This window comes from Bacillus sp. FSL R5-0523 (genome assembly GCF_037975295.1).
GTDB classification, from domain to species: domain Bacteria; phylum Bacillota; class Bacilli; order Bacillales; family Bacillaceae; genus Bacillus; species Bacillus subtilis.
Window position 1 is genome coordinate 1 of record NZ_CP150251.1, and the last position, 20,225, is coordinate 20,225.

The following is a 20,225-nucleotide window of genomic DNA, read 5'->3' on the forward strand; positions in this document are numbered from 1 at the left end:
ATGGAAAATATATTAGACCTGTGGAACCAAGCCCTTGCTCAAATCGAAAAAAAGTTGAGCAAACCGAGTTTTGAGACTTGGATGAAGTCAACCAAAGCCCACTCACTGCAAGGCGATACATTAACAATCACGGCTCCCAATGAATTTGCCAGAGACTGGCTGGAGTCCAGATACTTGCATCTGATTGCAGATACTATATATGAATTAACCGGGGAAGAATTGAGCATTAAGTTTGTCATTCCTCAAAATCAAGATGTTGAGGATTTTATGCCGAAACCGCAAGTCAAAAAAGCGGTCAAAGAAGATACATCTGATTTTCCTCAAAATATGCTCAATCCAAAATATACTTTTGATACTTTTGTCATCGGATCTGGAAACCGATTTGCACACGCTGCTTCCCTCGCAGTAGCGGAAGCACCCGCGAAAGCTTATAACCCTTTATTTATATATGGGGGCGTCGGCTTAGGGAAAACGCACTTAATGCATGCGATCGGCCATTATGTAATAGATCATAATCCTTCTGCCAAAGTGGTTTATCTGTCTTCTGAGAAATTTACAAACGAATTCATCAACTCTATCCGAGATAATAAAGCCGTCGACTTCCGCAATCGCTATCGAAATGTTGATGTGCTTTTGATAGATGATATTCAATTTTTAGCGGGGAAAGAACAAACCCAGGAAGAATTTTTCCATACATTTAACACATTGCACGAAGAAAGCAAACAAATCGTCATTTCAAGCGACCGACCGCCAAAGGAAATTCCGACACTTGAAGACAGATTGCGCTCACGTTTTGAATGGGGACTTATTACAGATATCACACCGCCTGATCTAGAAACGAGAATTGCAATTTTAAGAAAAAAAGCCAAAGCAGAAGGCCTCGATATTCCGAACGAGGTTATGCTTTACATCGCGAATCAAATCGACAGCAATATTCGGGAACTCGAAGGAGCATTAATCAGAGTTGTGGCTTATTCATCTTTAATTAATAAAGATATTAATGCTGATCTGGCCGCTGAGGCGTTGAAAGATATTATTCCTTCCTCAAAACCGAAAGTCATTACGATAAAAGAAATTCAGAGGGTAGTAGGCCAGCAATTTAATATTAAACTCGAGGATTTCAAAGCAAAAAAACGGACAAAGTCAGTAGCTTTTCCGCGTCAAATCGCCATGTACTTATCAAGGGAAATGACTGATTCCTCTCTTCCTAAAATCGGTGAAGAGTTTGGAGGACGTGATCATACGACCGTTATTCATGCGCATGAAAAAATTTCAAAACTGCTGGCAGATGATGAACAGCTTCAGCAGCATGTAAAAGAAATTAAAGAACAGCTTAAATAGCAGGACCGGGGATCAATCGGGGAAAGTGTGAATAACTTTTCGGAAGTCATACACAGTCTGTCCACATGTGGATAGGCTGTGTTTCCTGTCTTTTTCACAACTTATCCACAAATCCACAGGCCCTACTATTACTTCTACTATTTTTTTATAAATATATATATTAATACATTATCCGTTAGGAGGATAAAAATGAAATTCACGATTCAAAAAGATCGTCTTGTTGAAAGTGTCCAAGATGTATTAAAAGCAGTTTCATCCAGAACCACGATTCCCATTCTGACTGGTATTAAAATTGTTGCATCAGATGATGGAGTATCCTTTACAGGGAGTGACTCAGATATTTCTATTGAATCCTTCATTCCTAAAGAAGAAGGAGATAAAGAAATCGTCACTATTGAACAGCCCGGAAGCATCGTTTTACAGGCTCGCTTTTTTAGTGAAATTGTAAAAAAATTGCCGATGGCAACTGTAGAAATCGAAGTCCAAAATCAATATTTGACGATTATCCGTTCTGGTAAAGCTGAATTTAATCTAAACGGACTGGATGCTGATGAGTATCCGCACTTGCCGCAGATTGAAGAGCATCATGCGATTCAGATCCCAACTGATTTGTTAAAAAATCTAATCAGACAAACAGTATTTGCAGTGTCCACCTCAGAAACACGCCCTATCTTGACAGGTGTAAACTGGAAAGTGGAGCAAAGTGAATTATTATGCACTGCAACGGATAGCCACCGTCTTGCATTAAGAAAGGCGAAACTTGATATTCCAGAAGACAGATCTTATAACGTCGTGATTCCGGGAAAAAGTTTAACTGAACTCAGCAAGATTTTAGATGACAACCAGGAACTTGTAGATATCGTCATCACAGAAACCCAAGTTCTGTTTAAAGCGAAAAACGTCTTATTCTTCTCACGGCTTCTGGACGGGAATTATCCAGACACAACCAGCCTGATTCCGCAAGACAGCAAAACAGAAATCATTGTGAACACAAAAGAATTCCTTCAGGCCATTGATCGTGCATCTCTTTTAGCTAGAGAGGGACGCAATAACGTTGTAAAACTCTCTGCAAAACCGGCTGAATCCATTGAAATTTCTTCCAATTCGCCAGAAATCGGTAAAGTTGTGGAAGCAATTGCTGCGGATCAAATTGAAGGTGAGGAATTAAATATCTCTTTTAGTCCAAAATATATGCTGGATGCACTAAAGGTGCTTGAAGGAGCAGAAATACGCGTAAGCTTTACAGGCGCAATGAGACCTTTCTTAATTCGCACGCCGAATGATGAAACGATTGTACAGCTTATCCTTCCTGTCAGAACCTATTAATCCGATACACTGCTGCCGACCCGTCGGCAGCTTTTCTATTCGGTATCTGCTCCGACAAGTTTTCCCTTTCCCTAATTCGTTTTTTTTTAGTACAATTAGATATTAGTGATATTTGAAAGAGGTCGATATAATGGCAAATCCGATTTCAATTGATACAGAGATGATTACACTCGGACAATTCTTAAAATTAGCCGATGTGATTCAGTCTGGCGGTATGGCGAAGTGGTTTTTAAGCGAGCATGAAGTGCTTGTGAACGATGAGCCGGACAACCGCCGGGGCAGAAAGCTGTATGTTGGAGATGTGGTAGAGATTGAAGGATTTGGTTCATTTCAAGTCGTCAATTAAAGCGGGTGACACTGATTGTATATCCAGAACTTAGAACTGACATCTTACCGCAACTACGACCATGCTGAACTTCAATTTGAAAATAAAGTAAATGTGATTATCGGAGAAAACGCCCAGGGGAAGACAAACCTCATGGAGGCGATCTATGTCTTGTCCATGGCGAAATCGCACCGGACATCAAATGACAAAGAACTTATACGGTGGGACAAAGACTATGCTAAAATAGAGGGAAGAGTGATGAAGCAAAACGGGGCGATCCCGATGCAACTCGTCATCTCCAAAAAGGGTAAAAAGGGCAAGGTCAATCATATTGAACAGCAAAAGCTCAGCCAGTATGTCGGGGCCCTCAACACGATTATGTTCGCGCCGGAAGATTTAAATCTTGTAAAGGGAAGCCCTCAAGTGAGAAGGCGGTTTCTTGACATGGAAATCGGACAGGTTTCTCCCGTCTACCTTCATGATCTTTCTCTTTACCAGAAAATCCTTTCCCAGCGGAATCATTTTTTGAAACAGCTGCAAACAAGAAAACAAACTGACCGGACGATGCTCGATGTTCTGACCGATCAGCTTGTAGAAGTTGCAGCAAAAGTCGTCGTAAAACGCCTGCAGTTTACAGCACAGCTCGAGAAATGGGCGCAGCCCATCCATGCAGGCATCTCAAGAGGGCTTGAAGAACTGACCCTGAAATACCATACAGCTCTTGATGTATCAGATCCCCTAGATTTGTCGAAAATAGGAGATAGCTATCAAGAAGCGTTTTCTAAATTAAGAGAAAAAGAAATTGAGCGTGGTGTGACGCTGTCAGGGCCTCATCGCGATGATGTTCTTTTCTATGTGAACGGACGCGATGTGCAGACGTATGGTTCTCAAGGACAGCAGCGAACGACGGCGTTGTCCCTTAAGCTGGCGGAGATTGACCTGATCCATGAAGAAATCGGAGAATATCCCATTTTACTATTGGATGATGTACTGAGTGAACTGGATGATTATCGCCAGTCACACTTGCTTCATACGATCCAAGGCCGTGTACAAACGTTTGTCACAACGACAAGCGTTGATGGCATTGATCACGAAACCTTACGTCAAGCAGGAATGTTCCGTGTGCAAAATGGTGCGTTAGTGAAGTGAAGAAATGAGGTGAGCAATTGTATATTCATTTAGGTGATGACTTTGTGGTTTCAACACGAGATATTGTCGGCATTTTTGACTTTAAAGCCAACATGTCGCCTATTGTTGAAGAATTTCTGAAAAAACAGAAACACAAGGTGGTGCCTTCCGTAAACGGCACGCCCAAATCTATCGTAGTCACGGTTCAGAATATATATTACTCTCCCTTATCTTCCAGCACATTAAAAAAACGTGCGCAATTTATGTTTGAAATAGATTCTTAGAAATTTTTTATCACGAATATATCGTTTAGAAAAGTGTAGGTGAATGACGTGGCTATGGAACAGCAGCAAAACAGTTATGATGAAAATCAGATACAGGTACTAGAAGGATTGGAAGCTGTTCGTAAAAGACCGGGGATGTATATCGGTTCGACAAACAGCAAAGGCCTTCACCACCTGGTATGGGAAATTGTCGACAATAGTATTGACGAAGCCCTCGCCGGTTATTGTACGGATATCAATATCCAAATTGAAAAAGACAACAGTATCACGGTTGTAGATAATGGCCGCGGTATTCCAGTCGGTATTCATGAAAAAATGGGCCGTCCTGCGGTAGAAGTCATTATGACGGTGCTTCATGCCGGAGGAAAATTTGACGGAAGCGGCTATAAAGTATCCGGAGGATTACACGGTGTAGGTGCGTCGGTCGTAAACGCACTATCAACAGAGCTTGATGTGACGGTTCACCGTGACGGTAAAATTCACCGCCAAACCTATAAACGCGGAGTTCCGGTTACAGACCTTGAAATCATTGGCGAAACGGATCATACAGGAACGACGACACATTTTGTCCCGGACCCTGAAATTTTCTCAGAAACAACCGAGTATGATTACGATCTGCTTGCCAACCGCGTGCGTGAATTAGCCTTTTTAACAAAGGGCGTAAACATCACGATTGAAGATAAACGTGAAGGACAAGAGCGCAAAAATGAATACCATTACGAAGGCGGAATTAAAAGTTATGTAGAGTATTTAAACCGCTCTAAAGAGGTTGTCCATGAAGAGCCGATTTACATTGAAGGCGAAAAGGACGGCATTACGGTTGAAGTGGCTTTGCAATACAATGACAGCTACACAAGCAACATTTACTCGTTTACAAACAACATTAACACGTACGAAGGCGGTACCCATGAAGCTGGCTTCAAAACGGGCCTGACTCGTGTTATCAACGATTACGCCAGAAAAAAAGGGCTCATTAAAGAAAATGATCCAAACCTAAGCGGAGATGACGTAAGGGAAGGGCTGACAGCGATTATTTCAATCAAACACCCTGATCCGCAGTTTGAGGGCCAAACGAAAACAAAGCTGGGCAACTCAGAAGCACGGACGATCACCGATACGTTATTTTCTACGGCGATGGAAACATTTATGCTGGAAAATCCAGATGCAGCCAAAAAAATTGTCGATAAAGGCTTAATGGCGGCAAGAGCAAGAATGGCTGCGAAAAAAGCCCGTGAACTAACACGCCGTAAGAGTGCTTTGGAAATTTCCAACTTGCCCGGTAAGTTAGCGGACTGCTCTTCAAAAGATCCGAGCATCTCCGAGTTATATATCGTAGAGGGTGACTCTGCCGGAGGATCTGCTAAACAAGGACGCGACAGACATTTCCAAGCCATTTTGCCGCTTAGAGGTAAAATCCTAAACGTTGAAAAGGCCAGACTGGATAAAATCCTTTCTAACAACGAAGTTCGCTCTATGATCACAGCGCTCGGCACAGGTATTGGGGAAGACTTCAACCTTGAGAAAGCCCGTTACCACAAAGTTGTCATTATGACAGATGCCGATGTTGACGGCGCGCACATCAGAACACTGCTGTTAACGTTCTTTTACAGATATATGCGCCAAATTATCGAAAATGGCTACGTGTACATTGCGCAGCCGCCACTCTACAAGGTTCAACAGGGGAAACGCGTTGAGTATGCGTACAATGACAAGGAGCTGGAAGAGCTGTTAAAAACTCTTCCTCAAACGCCTAAGCCTGGACTGCAGCGTTACAAAGGTCTTGGTGAAATGAATGCCACCCAGCTATGGGAGACAACCATGGATCCTAGCTCCAGAACACTTCTTCAGGTAACTCTTGAAGATGCAATGGATGCGGACGAGACTTTTGAAATGCTTATGGGCGACAAGGTAGAACCGCGCCGAAACTTCATAGAAGCGAATGCGAGATACGTTAAAAATCTTGACATCTAATCATAAAAAGCCTTATTTCCAATAAGAAATAAGGCTTTTTTCTGAACAAGATCAGATGCAGCAATGCCTGCAATACCTATATATTCTAGCAATTTAATGTGTATAATCATAAGTTTATTGATATAATGGAGAATAGTGAAATCGTATTGAAGGTCATAATGGACAATCTACTCCCACATATTTCATGTGATACTTCAGGGAGGTTTTTTAATGAGTGAACAAAACACACCACAAGTTCGTGAAATAAATATCAGTCAGGAAATGCGTACGTCCTTCTTGGATTATGCAATGAGCGTTATCGTGTCCCGTGCTCTTCCGGATGTTCGTGACGGTTTAAAACCGGTTCATAGACGGATTTTGTATGCAATGAATGATTTAGGCATGACAAGTGACAAGCCTTATAAAAAATCCGCGCGTATCGTTGGAGAAGTTATCGGGAAATACCACCCGCACGGTGATTCAGCGGTATATGAATCCATGGTCAGAATGGCTCAGGATTTCAACTACCGTTATATGCTTGTTGATGGTCACGGAAACTTCGGTTCTGTTGACGGAGACTCAGCGGCGGCCATGCGTTATACAGAAGCAAGAATGTCTAAAATCTCGATGGAGATTCTTCGCGACATCACAAAAGACACAATCGATTACCAGGATAACTATGACGGGTCAGAAAGAGAACCTGTCGTTATGCCTTCAAGGTTCCCAAATCTGCTCGTGAACGGTGCTGCCGGCATTGCGGTAGGTATGGCAACAAACATTCCTCCGCACCAGCTGGGAGAAATCATTGACGGTGTACTTGCTGTCAGTGAGAATCCGGACATTACCATTCCAGAGCTTATGGAAGTCATTCCAGGGCCCGATTTCCCGACCGCGGGTCAAATCTTGGGACGCAGCGGTATCCGGAAAGCATACGAATCAGGCCGAGGCTCTATCACGATTCGGGCAAAAGCTGAGATCGAACAAACATCTTCGGGTAAAGAAAGAATTATCGTTACAGAGTTACCTTACCAAGTAAATAAGGCGAAATTAATTGAGAAAATTGCCGATCTCGTAAGGGACAAAAAGATAGAGGGTATCACAGATCTGCGTGATGAGTCAGATCGTACAGGTATGAGAATTGTCATTGAAATCAGACGCGATGCCAATGCGAATGTCATCTTAAACAATCTGTACAAACAAACTGCTCTACAAACATCTTTTGGCATCAACCTGCTTGCACTTGTTGATGGCCAGCCGAAAGTTTTAACTCTTAAGCAATGCCTGGAGCATTACCTTGACCATCAAAAAGTTGTCATTAGACGCCGTACTGCTTATGAATTGCGTAAAGCAGAAGCGAGAGCTCATATCTTGGAAGGATTGAGAATTGCACTGGATCATCTCGATGCAGTTATCTCCCTTATCCGTAATTCTCAAACGGCTGAAATTGCGAGAACAGGTTTAATTGAACAATTCTCACTGACAGAGAAGCAAGCACAAGCGATCCTTGATATGAGGCTCCAGCGTTTAACGGGACTGGAACGTGAAAAGATCGAAGAAGAATACCAATCTCTTGTTAAATTAATTGCAGAGCTAAAAGACATCTTGGCAAATGAATATAAAGTGCTTGAGATCATTCGTGAAGAACTCACGGAAATCAAAGAGCGTTTTAACGATGAAAGACGTACTGAGATTGTCACTTCTGGACTGGAGACAATTGAAGATGAAGATCTCATCGAGAGAGAAAATATCGTAGTTACTCTGACGCACAACGGATACGTCAAACGTCTTCCTGCATCAACTTACCGCAGTCAAAAACGAGGCGGAAAAGGTGTACAAGGTATGGGAACAAACGAAGATGATTTCGTTGAGCATTTGATCTCTACGTCAACTCATGACACGATTCTCTTCTTCTCGAACAAGGGGAAAGTGTATCGTGCAAAAGGGTATGAAATCCCTGAATACGGCAGAACGGCAAAAGGAATCCCGATTATTAACCTGCTGGAGGTAGAAAAGGGTGAGTGGATCAACGCGATTATTCCAGTCACGGAATTCAATGCGGAGCTTTACCTTTTCTTCACTACAAAGCATGGGGTTTCAAAACGAACATCGCTATCTCAATTCGCTAATATCCGCAACAATGGTCTAATCGCTCTGGGTCTTCGTGAAGATGATGAACTGATGGGTGTACGTCTGACTGACGGCACAAAACAAATCATCATTGGAACGAAAAACGGTTTACTGATCCGTTTCCCTGAAACAGATGTCCGGGAGATGGGAAGAACTGCGGCGGGCGTAAAAGGCATCACCCTGACGGATGACGACGTTGTTGTCGGCATGGAGATATTAGAGGAAGAATCACACGTCCTTATCGTAACTGAAAAAGGGTACGGGAAACGAACTCCGGCTGAAGAGTACAGAACCCAAAGCCGGGGCGGAAAAGGACTCAAAACAGCGAAAATCACCGAGAACAACGGCCAACTAGTAGCAGTGAAAGCTACTAAAGGTGAAGAAGATCTAATGATTATTACAGCCAGCGGCGTACTCATCAGAATGGACATCAATGATATCTCCATCACCGGACGTGTCACTCAAGGTGTGCGTCTCATCAGAATGGCAGAAGAAGAGCATGTTGCTACAGTAGCTTTAGTAGAGAAAAACGAAGAAGATGAGAATGAAGAAGAACAAGAAGAAGTGTGAGAAAAAGCGCAGCTGAAATAGCTGCGCTTTTTTGTGTCATAACCCTTTACAGTCATAAAAATTATGGTATAATCATTTCTGTTGTCTTTTTAAAGACACAAGCATGACCATTATGACTAGTAAAAACTTTTTTAAAAAAGTATTGACCTAGTTAACTAAAAATGTTACTATTAAGTAGTCGCTTCGAGAGAAGCACACAAAGTTCTTTGAAAACTAAACAAGACAAAACGTACCTGTTAATTCAGTTTTTAAAAATCGCACAGCGATGTGCGTAGTCAGTCAAACTACTTTATCGGAGAGTTTGATCCTGGCTCAGGACGAACGCTGGCGGCGTGCCTAATACATGCAAGTCGAGCGGACAGATGGGAGCTTGCTCCCTGATGTTAGCGGCGGACGGGTGAGTAACACGTGGGTAACCTGCCTGTAAGACTGGGATAACTCCGGGAAACCGGGGCTAATACCGGATGGTTGTTTGAACCGCATGGTTCAAACATAAAAGGTGGCTTCGGCTACCACTTACAGATGGACCCGCGGCGCATTAGCTAGTTGGTGAGGTAATGGCTCACCAAGGCAACGATGCGTAGCCGACCTGAGAGGGTGATCGGCCACACTGGGACTGAGACACGGCCCAGACTCCTACGGGAGGCAGCAGTAGGGAATCTTCCGCAATGGACGAAAGTCTGACGGAGCAACGCCGCGTGAGTGATGAAGGTTTTCGGATCGTAAAGCTCTGTTGTTAGGGAAGAACAAGTACCGTTCGAATAGGGCGGTACCTTGACGGTACCTAACCAGAAAGCCACGGCTAACTACGTGCCAGCAGCCGCGGTAATACGTAGGTGGCAAGCGTTGTCCGGAATTATTGGGCGTAAAGGGCTCGCAGGCGGTTTCTTAAGTCTGATGTGAAAGCCCCCGGCTCAACCGGGGAGGGTCATTGGAAACTGGGGAACTTGAGTGCAGAAGAGGAGAGTGGAATTCCACGTGTAGCGGTGAAATGCGTAGAGATGTGGAGGAACACCAGTGGCGAAGGCGACTCTCTGGTCTGTAACTGACGCTGAGGAGCGAAAGCGTGGGGAGCGAACAGGATTAGATACCCTGGTAGTCCACGCCGTAAACGATGAGTGCTAAGTGTTAGGGGGTTTCCGCCCCTTAGTGCTGCAGCTAACGCATTAAGCACTCCGCCTGGGGAGTACGGTCGCAAGACTGAAACTCAAAGGAATTGACGGGGGCCCGCACAAGCGGTGGAGCATGTGGTTTAATTCGAAGCAACGCGAAGAACCTTACCAGGTCTTGACATCCTCTGACAATCCTAGAGATAGGACGTCCCCTTCGGGGGCAGAGTGACAGGTGGTGCATGGTTGTCGTCAGCTCGTGTCGTGAGATGTTGGGTTAAGTCCCGCAACGAGCGCAACCCTTGATCTTAGTTGCCAGCATTCAGTTGGGCACTCTAAGGTGACTGCCGGTGACAAACCGGAGGAAGGTGGGGATGACGTCAAATCATCATGCCCCTTATGACCTGGGCTACACACGTGCTACAATGGACAGAACAAAGGGCAGCGAAACCGCGAGGTTAAGCCAATCCCACAAATCTGTTCTCAGTTCGGATCGCAGTCTGCAACTCGACTGCGTGAAGCTGGAATCGCTAGTAATCGCGGATCAGCATGCCGCGGTGAATACGTTCCCGGGCCTTGTACACACCGCCCGTCACACCACGAGAGTTTGTAACACCCGAAGTCGGTGAGGTAACCTTTTAGGAGCCAGCCGCCGAAGGTGGGACAGATGATTGGGGTGAAGTCGTAACAAGGTAGCCGTATCGGAAGGTGCGGCTGGATCACCTCCTTTCTAAGGATATTATACGGAATATAAGACCTTGGGTCTTATAAACAGAACGTTCCCTGTCTTGTTTAGTTTTCAAGGAACTTTGTTCCTTGAATAAGTTAAGATGGGCCTGTAGCTCAGCTGGTTAGAGCGCACGCCTGATAAGCGTGAGGTCGGTGGTTCGAGTCCACTCAGGCCCACCATCTTATATAACGGGGCCTTAGCTCAGCTGGGAGAGCGCCTGCTTTGCACGCAGGAGGTCAGCGGTTCGATCCCGCTAGGCTCCACCAACGTGTTCTTTGAAAACTAGATAACAGTAGACATCACATTCAATTAGTAAGACAAGATATCACATAGTGATTCTTTTTAACGGTTAAGTTAGAAAGGGCGCACGGTGGATGCCTTGGCACTAGGAGCCGATGAAGGACGGGACGAACACCGATATGCTTCGGGGAGCTGTAAGCAAGCTTTGATCCGGAGATTTCCGAATGGGGAAACCCACCACTCGTAATGGAGTGGTATCCATATCTGAATTCATAGGATATGAGAAGGCAGACCCGGGGAACTGAAACATCTAAGTACCCGGAGGAAGAGAAAGCAAATGCGATTCCCTGAGTAGCGGCGAGCGAAACGGGATCAGCCCAAACCAAGAGGCTTGCCTCTTGGGGTTGTAGGACACTCTGTACGGAGTTACAAAGGAACGAGGTAGATGAAGAGGTCTGGAAAGGCCCGCCATAGGAGGTAACAGCCCTGTAGTCAAAACTTCGTTCTCTCCTGAGTGGATCCTGAGTACGGCGGAACACGTGAAATTCCGTCGGAATCCGGGAGGACCATCTCCCAAGGCTAAATACTCCCTAGTGACCGATAGTGAACCAGTACCGTGAGGGAAAGGTGAAAAGCACCCCGGAAGGGGAGTGAAAGAGATCCTGAAACCGTGTGCCTACAAGTAGTCAGAGCCCGTTAACGGGTGATGGCGTGCCTTTTGTAGAATGAACCGGCGAGTTACGATCCCGTGCAAGGTTAAGCAGAAGATGCGGAGCCGCAGCGAAAGCGAGTCTGAATAGGGCGCATGAGTACGTGGTCGTAGACCCGAAACCAGGTGATCTACCCATGTCCAGGGTGAAGTTCAGGTAACACTGAATGGAGGCCCGAACCCACGCACGTTGAAAAGTGCGGGGATGAGGTGTGGGTAGGGGTGAAATGCCAATCGAACCTGGAGATAGCTGGTTCTCTCCGAAATAGCTTTAGGGCTAGCCTCAAGGTAAGAGTCTTGGAGGTAGAGCACTGATTGGACTAGGGGCCCCTACCGGGTTACCGAATTCAGTCAAACTCCGAATGCCAATGACTTATCCTTGGGAGTCAGACTGCGAGTGATAAGATCCGTAGTCGAAAGGGAAACAGCCCAGACCGCCAGCTAAGGTCCCAAAGTATACGTTAAGTGGAAAAGGATGTGGAGTTGCTTAGACAACCAGGATGTTGGCTTAGAAGCAGCCACCATTTAAAGAGTGCGTAATAGCTCACTGGTCGAGTGACTCTGCGCCGAAAATGTACCGGGGCTAAACGTATCACCGAAGCTGCGGACTGTTCTTCGAACAGTGGTAGGAGAGCGTTCTAAGGGCTGTGAAGCCAGACCGGAAGGACTGGTGGAGCGCTTAGAAGTGAGAATGCCGGTATGAGTAGCGAAAGAGGGGTGAGAATCCCCTCCACCGAATGCCTAAGGTTTCCTGAGGAAGGCTCGTCCGCTCAGGGTTAGTCGGGACCTAAGCCGAGGCCGAAAGGCGTAGGCGATGGACAACAGGTTGATATTCCTGTACCACCTCCTCACCATTTGAGCAATGGGGGGACGCAGGAGGATAGGGTAAGCGCGGTATTGGATATCCGCGTCCAAGCAGTTAGGCTGGGAAATAGGCAAATCCGTTTCCCATAAGGCTGAGCTGTGATGGCGAGCGAAATATAGTAGCGAAGTTCCTGATTCCACACTGCCAAGAAAAGCCTCTAGCGAGGTGAGAGGTGCCCGTACCGCAAACCGACACAGGTAGGCGAGGAGAGAATCCTAAGGTGATCGAGAGAACTCTCGTTAAGGAACTCGGCAAAATGACCCCGTAACTTCGGGAGAAGGGGTGCTCTGTTAGGGTGCAAGCCCGAGAGAGCCGCAGTGAATAGGCCCAGGCGACTGTTTAGCAAAAACACAGGTCTCTGCGAAGCCGTAAGGCGAAGTATAGGGGCTGACGCCTGCCCGGTGCTGGAAGGTTAAGAGGAGCGCTTAGCGTAAGCGAAGGTGCGAATTGAAGCCCCAGTAAACGGCGGCCGTAACTATAACGGTCCTAAGGTAGCGAAATTCCTTGTCGGGTAAGTTCCGACCCGCACGAAAGGCGCAACGATCTGGGCACTGTCTCAACGAGAGACTCGGTGAAATTATAGTACCTGTGAAGATGCAGGTTACCCGCGACAGGACGGAAAGACCCCGTGGAGCTTTACTGCAGCCTGATATTGAATGTTGGTACAGCTTGTACAGGATAGGTAGGAGCCTTGGAAACCGGAGCGCCAGCTTCGGTGGAGGCATCGGTGGGATACTACCCTGGCTGTATTGACCTTCTAACCCGCCGCCCTTATCGGGCGGGGAGACAGTGTCAGGTGGGCAGTTTGACTGGGGCGGTCGCCTCCTAAAAGGTAACGGAGGCGCCCAAAGGTTCCCTCAGAATGGTTGGAAATCATTCGCAGAGTGTAAAGGCACAAGGGAGCTTGACTGCGAGACCTACAAGTCGAGCAGGGACGAAAGTCGGGCTTAGTGATCCGGTGGTTCCGCATGGAAGGGCCATCGCTCAACGGATAAAAGCTACCCCGGGGATAACAGGCTTATCTCCCCCAAGAGTCCACATCGACGGGGAGGTTTGGCACCTCGATGTCGGCTCATCGCATCCTGGGGCTGTAGTCGGTCCCAAGGGTTGGGCTGTTCGCCCATTAAAGCGGTACGCGAGCTGGGTTCAGAACGTCGTGAGACAGTTCGGTCCCTATCCGTCGCGGGCGCAGGAAATTTGAGAGGAGCTGTCCTTAGTACGAGAGGACCGGGATGGACGCACCGCTGGTGTACCAGTTGTTCTGCCAAGGGCATCGCTGGGTAGCTATGTGCGGACGGGATAAGTGCTGAAAGCATCTAAGCATGAAGCCCCCCTCAAGATGAGATTTCCCATTCCGCAAGGAAGTAAGATCCCTGAAAGATGATCAGGTTGATAGGTCTGAGGTGGAAGTGTGGCGACACATGGAGCTGACAGATACTAATCGATCGAGGACTTAACCACATTTTGAATGATGTCACACCTGTTATCTAGTTTTGAGAGAACACCTCTCTAAAGGCGGAAGGTAAGGAAACTCCGCTAAGGGCTCTCACATCCTGTGAGAAACGCCCAGTACCTTCATCCTGAAGGCATTTGTTTGGTGGCGATAGCGAAGAGGTCACACCCGTTCCCATACCGAACACGGAAGTTAAGCTCTTCAGCGCCGATGGTAGTCGGGGGTTTCCCCCTGTGAGAGTAGGACGCCGCCAAGCAAGCTTAAACCCAGCTCATTGAGCTGGGTTTTTTGTTTGTTAAAAATGAAGAAGAAACTGTGAAGCGTATTTAGGGAATTTCTTTTCTGTTACTAATAAAAACTGCTGAATTAACACGTAGTCATCACTTATATGCTGTGTTAATAACTCATACCACCATTCTGTTTCATACCTTGCAATCATCCCAACGTTGTACAAAATCAAATAATGAATTGTCATTTCGGGAAGCCTCAGAAATTGCTCCCTTTGAGAAGGGATATAATATTGGTTCTTTTCCATGTCAAACAATAAGCTGGTCGATGTCCATGGCTCCTTGTCTTGTGGTGAAATTTCGAACAGCAGCCCGTGTTCATTTTTTTTTGTAAAAGACCATTGATAATGATGGGACATGTATTCAGCAAACCTTGAATCAGACATTTTGTAATTGATTACTACTTCCTCCGGTACAAAAATTTCGTTCTTATCCTTCTCAACTTTTGTCATAAATCGTTCTTTCTGCTGAAAGTAGAAAATATCGCTAAGTTCTGGAATGGCCATTAATAATTTTTTCATGGTATACCGTTCATCTACTATATCCGATTGTCCGAATAAATGTTTCATAAAATGTACGCATAGGCCATTCCGTTGTATTTTCACTTCATCGTCGCTAAAACAATAATTTTGTTTCTTTCGTTTTCTTGTTGTTACGCCATGTGCCAGTACTGATGTATGGCTTGGATAATGAGGATCACATGTAATTAAGCATGCTTTGATAAGCTGCGCCATTCCATAAAATAAAAGAATCGGTTTGATTTCTAAGGGAGAATATGCGGCTTGTTTATAAAACGATTCGGCATGCTTTAAGAAATAAATAAACCGTTCACTGTTTTTAAAAGAGTTTTTTTTCGCATCGTCAATACCGTTTAAGGTATAAACCTTTTCTAGAAATTTCTGGGTTGATTCAACGGAGTAAAATAGCGCTAAGTCTTTCCACTCATGATATGTCATGTATATTTCTTAATCCTTTCCGTTATCTAAATATTTCAACTCTTTCCCGCTTCCTTGACATGCTCTTGGCTAGTTGATAATCTACATATAATATTTTGCCGAAAAGAGGGGGATTTACTAATGTGGGAAAGTAAATTTTCAAAAGAAGGCTTAACGTTCGACGATGTGCTGCTTGTGCCAGCAAAGTCTGAGGTACTTCCGCGTGATGTGGATTTATCTGTAGAACTTACAAAAACGTTAAAGCTAAATATTCCTGTCATCAGCGCAGGTATGGACACTGTAACAGAATCAGCAATGGCAATTGCAATGGCAAGACAGGGCGGCTTGGGCATCATTCACAAAAATATGTCCATTGAACAGCAGGCTGAACAAGTTGATAAAGTAAAGCGCTCTGAGCGCGGCGTTATCACAAATCCCTTCTTTTTAACTCCTGATCACCAAGTATTTGATGCGGAGCATTTGATGGGGAAATACAGAATTTCCGGTGTTCCGATTGTAAATAACGAAGAAGACCAGAAGCTTGTTGGAATTATTACAAACCGTGACCTTCGTTTTATTTCTGACTACTCAATGAAAATCAGCGATGTCATGACGAAAGAAGAGCTAGTTACTGCATCTGTAGGAACTACTCTGGATGAAGCTGAAAAGATTTTGCAGAAACATAAAATTGAAAAGCTTCCTCTCGTAGATGACCAGAATAAATTAAAAGGTCTTATCACAATTAAAGACATTGAAAAAGTCATTGAGTTTCCGAACTCATCTAAAGACATTCACGGCCGCCTGATCGTTGGCGCGGCAGTTGGTGTAACTGGCGATACAATGACTCGCGTCAAAAAGCTTGTTGAAGCCAACGTTGATGTGATTGTTATCGATACAGCTCACGGACACTCTCAAGGCGTTTTAAACACAGTCACAAAAATCCGTGAAACGTATCCAGAATTAAACATTATTGCTGGGAACGTAGCAACAGCTGAAGCGACAAGAGCGCTTATCGAAGCTGGAGCAGACGTTGTCAAAGTTGGAATAGGGCCTGGTTCAATTTGTACTACACGTGTTGTAGCCGGCGTCGGTGTTCCGCAAATTACAGCAATCTATGATTGTGCGACTGAAGCAAGAAAACACGGCAAAACAATCATCGCCGACGGTGGGATTAAATTCTCTGGCGATATCACTAAAGCATTGGCAGCCGGCGGACATGCTGTTATGCTCGGAAGCTTGCTTGCAGGCACATCAGAAAGCCCTGGTGAAACTGAAATCTACCAAGGCAGAAGATTTAAGGTATACCGCGGCATGGGATCAGTTGCTGCAATGGAAAAAGGAAGTAAAGACCGTTACTTCCAAGAAGAAAACAAAAAATTTGTTCCTGAAGGAATTGAAGGACGCACACCTTACAAAGGACCAGTTGAAGAAACCGTTTATCAGCTAGTCGGAGGCCTTCGTTCTGGTATGGGGTATTGCGGGTCCAAAGATCTGCGTGCGCTAAGAGAAGAGGCTCAGTTCATTCGCATGACTGGCGCAGGACTTCGCGAAAGCCATCCGCATGACGTACAGATTACAAAAGAATCACCTAACTATACAATTTCATAATAAATTGTTACAAATTAAAAACATTTGACAGGGTCTCTGACTCTGTCTATTTTTTTTATACTGATTATGATAAAATTTATACTGTTGTGCATTGAAAATGTCCTTAACGGCTTAATTATAGATGAAGAAAATGAAATACGGAGGTCGTACGATTGAACATCAAGAAATGTAAACAGCTACTGATGTCATTGGTTGTGTTAACTCTAGCTGTCACGTGTCTGGCTCCAATGTCAAAAGCAAAAGCAGCCAGCGATCCAATTGATATCAATGCATCTGCTGCTATTATGATTGAAGCTTCTTCAGGTAAAATTCTTTACAGTAAAAATGCAGATAAGAGACTGCCAATTGCGAGTATGACAAAAATGATGACAGAGTATCTGTTATTGGAAGCAATTGATCAAGGTAAAGTGAAATGGGACCAAACCTATACGCCTGATGACTATGTGTATGAAATTTCCCAAGATAACAGCTTATCAAACGTTCCTCTTCGGAAAGACGGGAAATACACAGTAAAAGAATTATATCAAGCTACAGCAATTTATTCTGCAAATGCTGCTGCTATTGCGATTGCAGAAATCGTTGCCGGTTCTGAAACTAAGTTTGTTGAAAAAATGAATGCAAAAGCAAAAGAACTAGGCTTAACAGATTACAAATTTGTTAACGCAACAGGTCTTGAAAACAAAGATCTTCACGGGCATCAGCCTGAGGGGACAAGCGTAAATGAAGAAAGTGAAGTTTCTGCAAAGGATATGGCGATTCTTGCGGATCACTTGATTACTGATTACCCTGAGATACTGGAGACTTCCAGTATCGCCAAAACGAAATTCCGAGAAGGCACCGATGATGAAATGGACATGCCGAACTGGAATTTTATGCTGAAGGGGCTTGTCAGCGAGTATAAAAAAGCGACTGTAGACGGACTGAAAACAGGTTCTACTGACTCTGCGGGTTCATGCTTTACAGGAACAGCTGAACGCAACGGTATGCGTGTCATCACTGTTGTTTTAAACGCAAAGGGCAACCTTCATACAGGCCGTTTCGATGAAACGAAAAAAATGTTTGATTATGCTTTCGACAATTTCTCCATGAAAGAAATTTATGCTGAAGGCGATCAAGTAAAAGGCCATAAAACAATGTCAGTTGATAAGGGTAAAGAGAAAGAAGTAGGCATTGTGACAAACAAGGCGTTCTCTCTTCCTGTCAAAAATGGTGAAGAAAAGAATTACAAAGCGAAGGTCACACTGAATAAAGACAACTTAACTGCTCCTGTGAAAAAAGGAACCAAGGTTGGGAAGCTGACTGCGGAATACACAGGTGATGAAAAGGATTACGGATTCCTTAACAGCGATCTGGCTGGCGTAGACCTTGTTACAAAAGAAAATGTAGAAAAAGCAAACTGGTTTGTTTTGACAATGCGCAGTATCGGCGGATTTTTTGCCGGAATTTGGGGAAGCATTGTTGATACGGTAACCGGCTGGTTTTAATCAATTGAAAGAGCTCTGATGGATGTTAGGGCTCTTTCGCGTAATATACTGAAAAAACTCAATTTTTAATAAAAAATGATTTTCAAAGCGCTAAAAACCGAATAAAATAGTATATATCCATATGAATTATTGGATTTCTAGGATACAATAAGGATTAGAAATCATATAACTATACCTTGATTAGGGGGACCAAGAAATGGCTCAAACAGGTACTGAACGTGTAAAACGCGGAATGGCAGAAATGCAAAAAGGCGGCGTCATCATGGACGTCATCAATGCGGAACAAGCGAAAATCGCTGAAGAAGCTGGAGCTGTCGCTGTAATGGCGCTAGAACGTGTGCCAGCAGATATTCGCGCGGCTGGAGGAGTTGCCCGTATGGCTGACCCTACAATCGTGGAAGAAGTAATGAATGCAGTATCTATCCCGGTAATGGCAAAAGCGCGTATCGGACATATTGTTGAAGCGCGTGTGCTTGAAGCTATGGGTGTTGACTATATCGATGAAAGTGAAGTTCTGACGCCGGCTGACGAAGAATTTCATTTAAATAAAAATGAATACACAGTTCCTTTTGTCTGTGGCTGCCGTGATCTTGGTGAAGCAACACGCCGTATTGCGGAAGGTGCTTCTATGCTTCGCACAAAAGGTGAGCCTGGAACAGGTAATATTGTTGAGGCTGTTCGCCATATGCGCAAAGTTAACGCTCAAGTGCGCAAAGTAGTTGCGATGAGTGAGGATGAACTAATGACAGAAGCGAAAAATCTAGGTGCTCCTTACGAGCTTCTTCTTCAAATTAAAAAAGACGGCAAGCTTCCTGTCGTTAACTTTGCCGCTGGCGGCGTAGCAACTCCAGCTGATGCTGCTCTCATGATGCAGCTTGGTGCTGACGGAGTATTTGTTGGTTCTGGTATTTTCAAATCAGACAACCCTGCTAAGTTTGCGAAAGCAATTGTGGAAGCAACAACTCACTTCACTGATTACAAATTGATCGCTGAGCTGTCAAAAGAGCTGGGTACTGCAATGAAAGGGATTGAAATCTCAAACTTACTTCCAGAACAGCGTATGCAAGAACGCGGCTGGTAAGAACATAGGAGCGCTGCTGACATGTTAACAATAGGTGTACTAGGACTTCAAGGAGCAGTTAGAGAGCACATCCATGCGATTGAAGCATGCGGCGCGGCTGGTCTTGTCGTAAAACGTCCGGAGCAGCTGAACGAAGTTGACGGGTTGATTTTGCCGGGCGGTGAGAGCACGACGATGCGCCGTTTGATCGATACGTATCAATTCATGGAGCCGCTTCGTGAATTCGCTGCTCAGGGCAAACCGATGTTTGGAACATGTGCCGGATTAATTATATTAGCAAAAGAAATTACCGGTTCAGATAATCCTCATTTAGGTCTTCTGAATGTGGTTGTAGAACGTAATTCATTTGGCAGGCAGGTTGACAGCTTTGAAGCTGATTTAACAATTAAAGGCTTGGACGAGCCTTTTACAGGGGTATTCATCCGTGCTCCGCATATTTTAGAAGCTGGTGAAAATGTTGAAGTTTTATCGGAGCATAATGGTCGTATTGTAGCCGCGAAACAGGGGCAATTCCTTGGCTGCTCATTCCATCCGGAGCTGACAGAAGATCACCGAGTGACAAAGCTGTTTGTTGAAATGGTTGAGGAATACAAGCAAAAGGCACTTGTATAAAACAGTTGAAAGCTGTGGAAACTTATAGTACATTATAAGCACAAATAAAGATCGAAAAGCG

Annotated in this window: 12 protein-coding genes, 2 tRNA genes, 3 rRNA genes and 1 other annotated feature (1 of these 18 running past the window's edge); of the genes, 16 read left to right on the forward strand and 1 reads right to left on the reverse strand. The window is 44.8% G+C overall.

The window, feature by feature from the left end:
- The 12 genes from dnaA (at position 1) to rrf (ending at position 14,413) form a co-directional block, all read left to right on the forward strand.
- Entirely contained in the window at positions 1–1,341 is a 1,341-nt protein-coding gene (gene dnaA, locus NYE53_RS00005) for a chromosomal replication initiator protein DnaA (protein ID WP_003242674.1), read from the forward strand.
- Between the two features lie 189 nt (positions 1,342–1,530).
- Positions 1,531–2,667, forward strand: a complete 1,137-nt coding sequence (gene dnaN / locus NYE53_RS00010) for a DNA polymerase III subunit beta (RefSeq protein WP_003226811.1) — start codon at positions 1,531–1,533, stop codon at positions 2,665–2,667.
- Between the two features lie 130 nt (positions 2,668–2,797).
- Entirely contained in the window at positions 2,798–3,013 is a 216-nt protein-coding gene (gene rlbA / locus NYE53_RS00015; RefSeq protein ID WP_003226810.1) for a ribosome maturation protein RlbA, read from the forward strand.
- A gap of 15 nt (positions 3,014–3,028) precedes the next feature.
- Positions 3,029–4,141, forward strand: coding sequence for a DNA replication/repair protein RecF (recF, locus tag NYE53_RS00020; protein WP_003243515.1), 1,113 nt, complete (start codon positions 3,029–3,031; stop codon positions 4,139–4,141).
- Positions 4,142–4,158: 17 nt separating this feature from the next.
- Positions 4,159–4,404, forward strand: a complete 246-nt coding sequence (gene remB, locus NYE53_RS00025) for an extracellular matrix regulator RemB (protein WP_003219266.1) — start codon at positions 4,159–4,161, stop codon at positions 4,402–4,404.
- Between the two features lie 54 nt (positions 4,405–4,458).
- Positions 4,459–6,375, forward strand: coding sequence for a DNA topoisomerase (ATP-hydrolyzing) subunit B (gene gyrB / locus NYE53_RS00030; protein WP_003226808.1), 1,917 nt, complete (start codon positions 4,459–4,461; stop codon positions 6,373–6,375).
- 210 nt (positions 6,376–6,585) lie between these two features.
- The gene (gene gyrA, locus NYE53_RS00035; RefSeq protein ID WP_268553675.1) at positions 6,586–9,051 is read left to right on the forward strand and encodes a DNA topoisomerase (ATP-hydrolyzing) subunit A; all 2,466 of its coding nucleotides are present in this window, start codon (positions 6,586–6,588) and stop codon (positions 9,049–9,051) included.
- A 289-nt stretch (positions 9,052–9,340) separates the two neighbouring features.
- A 16S ribosomal RNA gene (locus NYE53_RS00040) occupies positions 9,341–10,890 on the forward strand.
- A gap of 102 nt (positions 10,891–10,992) precedes the next feature.
- Positions 10,993–11,069, forward strand: a tRNA-Ile gene (locus NYE53_RS00045).
- A gap of 11 nt (positions 11,070–11,080) precedes the next feature.
- Positions 11,081–11,156: transfer RNA gene (locus tag NYE53_RS00050), tRNA-Ala, on the forward strand.
- Between the two features lie 81 nt (positions 11,157–11,237).
- Positions 11,238–14,165 (forward strand): 23S ribosomal RNA (locus NYE53_RS00055).
- A gap of 132 nt (positions 14,166–14,297) precedes the next feature.
- Positions 14,298–14,413 (forward strand): 5S ribosomal RNA (rrf, locus tag NYE53_RS00060).
- The 16S, 23S and 5S rRNA genes sit together here with 2 tRNA genes alongside, the layout of an rRNA operon.
- Positions 14,414–14,452: 39 nt before the next feature.
- On the opposite strand, the gene NYE53_RS00065 is transcribed toward rrf, so the two are convergent.
- Complete coding sequence (locus NYE53_RS00065; protein ID WP_339246671.1) at positions 14,453–15,400, reverse strand: YaaC family protein; 948 nt, start codon at positions 15,398–15,400, stop codon at positions 14,453–14,455.
- A gap of 120 nt (positions 15,401–15,520) precedes the next feature.
- Between NYE53_RS00065 and guaB the strand changes: the two genes are divergently transcribed.
- The 4 genes from guaB to pdxT all read left to right on the forward strand — a co-directional run bounded on the left by guaB (position 15,521) and on the right by pdxT (position 20,164).
- Positions 15,521–16,987: an IMP dehydrogenase gene (gene guaB / locus NYE53_RS00070; RefSeq protein WP_003226803.1), complete on the forward strand. Its 1,467-nt coding sequence runs from the start codon at positions 15,521–15,523 to the stop codon at positions 16,985–16,987.
- 152 nt (positions 16,988–17,139) lie between these two features.
- Positions 17,140–18,471 (forward strand): D-alanyl-D-alanine carboxypeptidase, encoded by a 1,332-nt coding sequence (dacA, locus tag NYE53_RS00075; protein WP_251188551.1) that lies wholly within the window; start codon positions 17,140–17,142, stop codon positions 18,469–18,471.
- Between the two features lie 196 nt (positions 18,472–18,667).
- Positions 18,668–19,552, forward strand: a complete 885-nt coding sequence (gene pdxS, locus NYE53_RS00080) for a pyridoxal 5'-phosphate synthase lyase subunit PdxS (protein ID WP_003247145.1) — start codon at positions 18,668–18,670, stop codon at positions 19,550–19,552.
- Positions 19,553–19,573: 21 nt separating this feature from the next.
- Complete coding sequence (pdxT, locus tag NYE53_RS00085; RefSeq protein WP_339246675.1) at positions 19,574–20,164, forward strand: pyridoxal 5'-phosphate synthase glutaminase subunit PdxT; 591 nt, start codon at positions 19,574–19,576, stop codon at positions 20,162–20,164.
- 52 nt (positions 20,165–20,216) lie between these two features.
- Positions 20,217–20,225, forward strand: a binding site (T-box leader) (it continues 204 nt past the right edge of the window).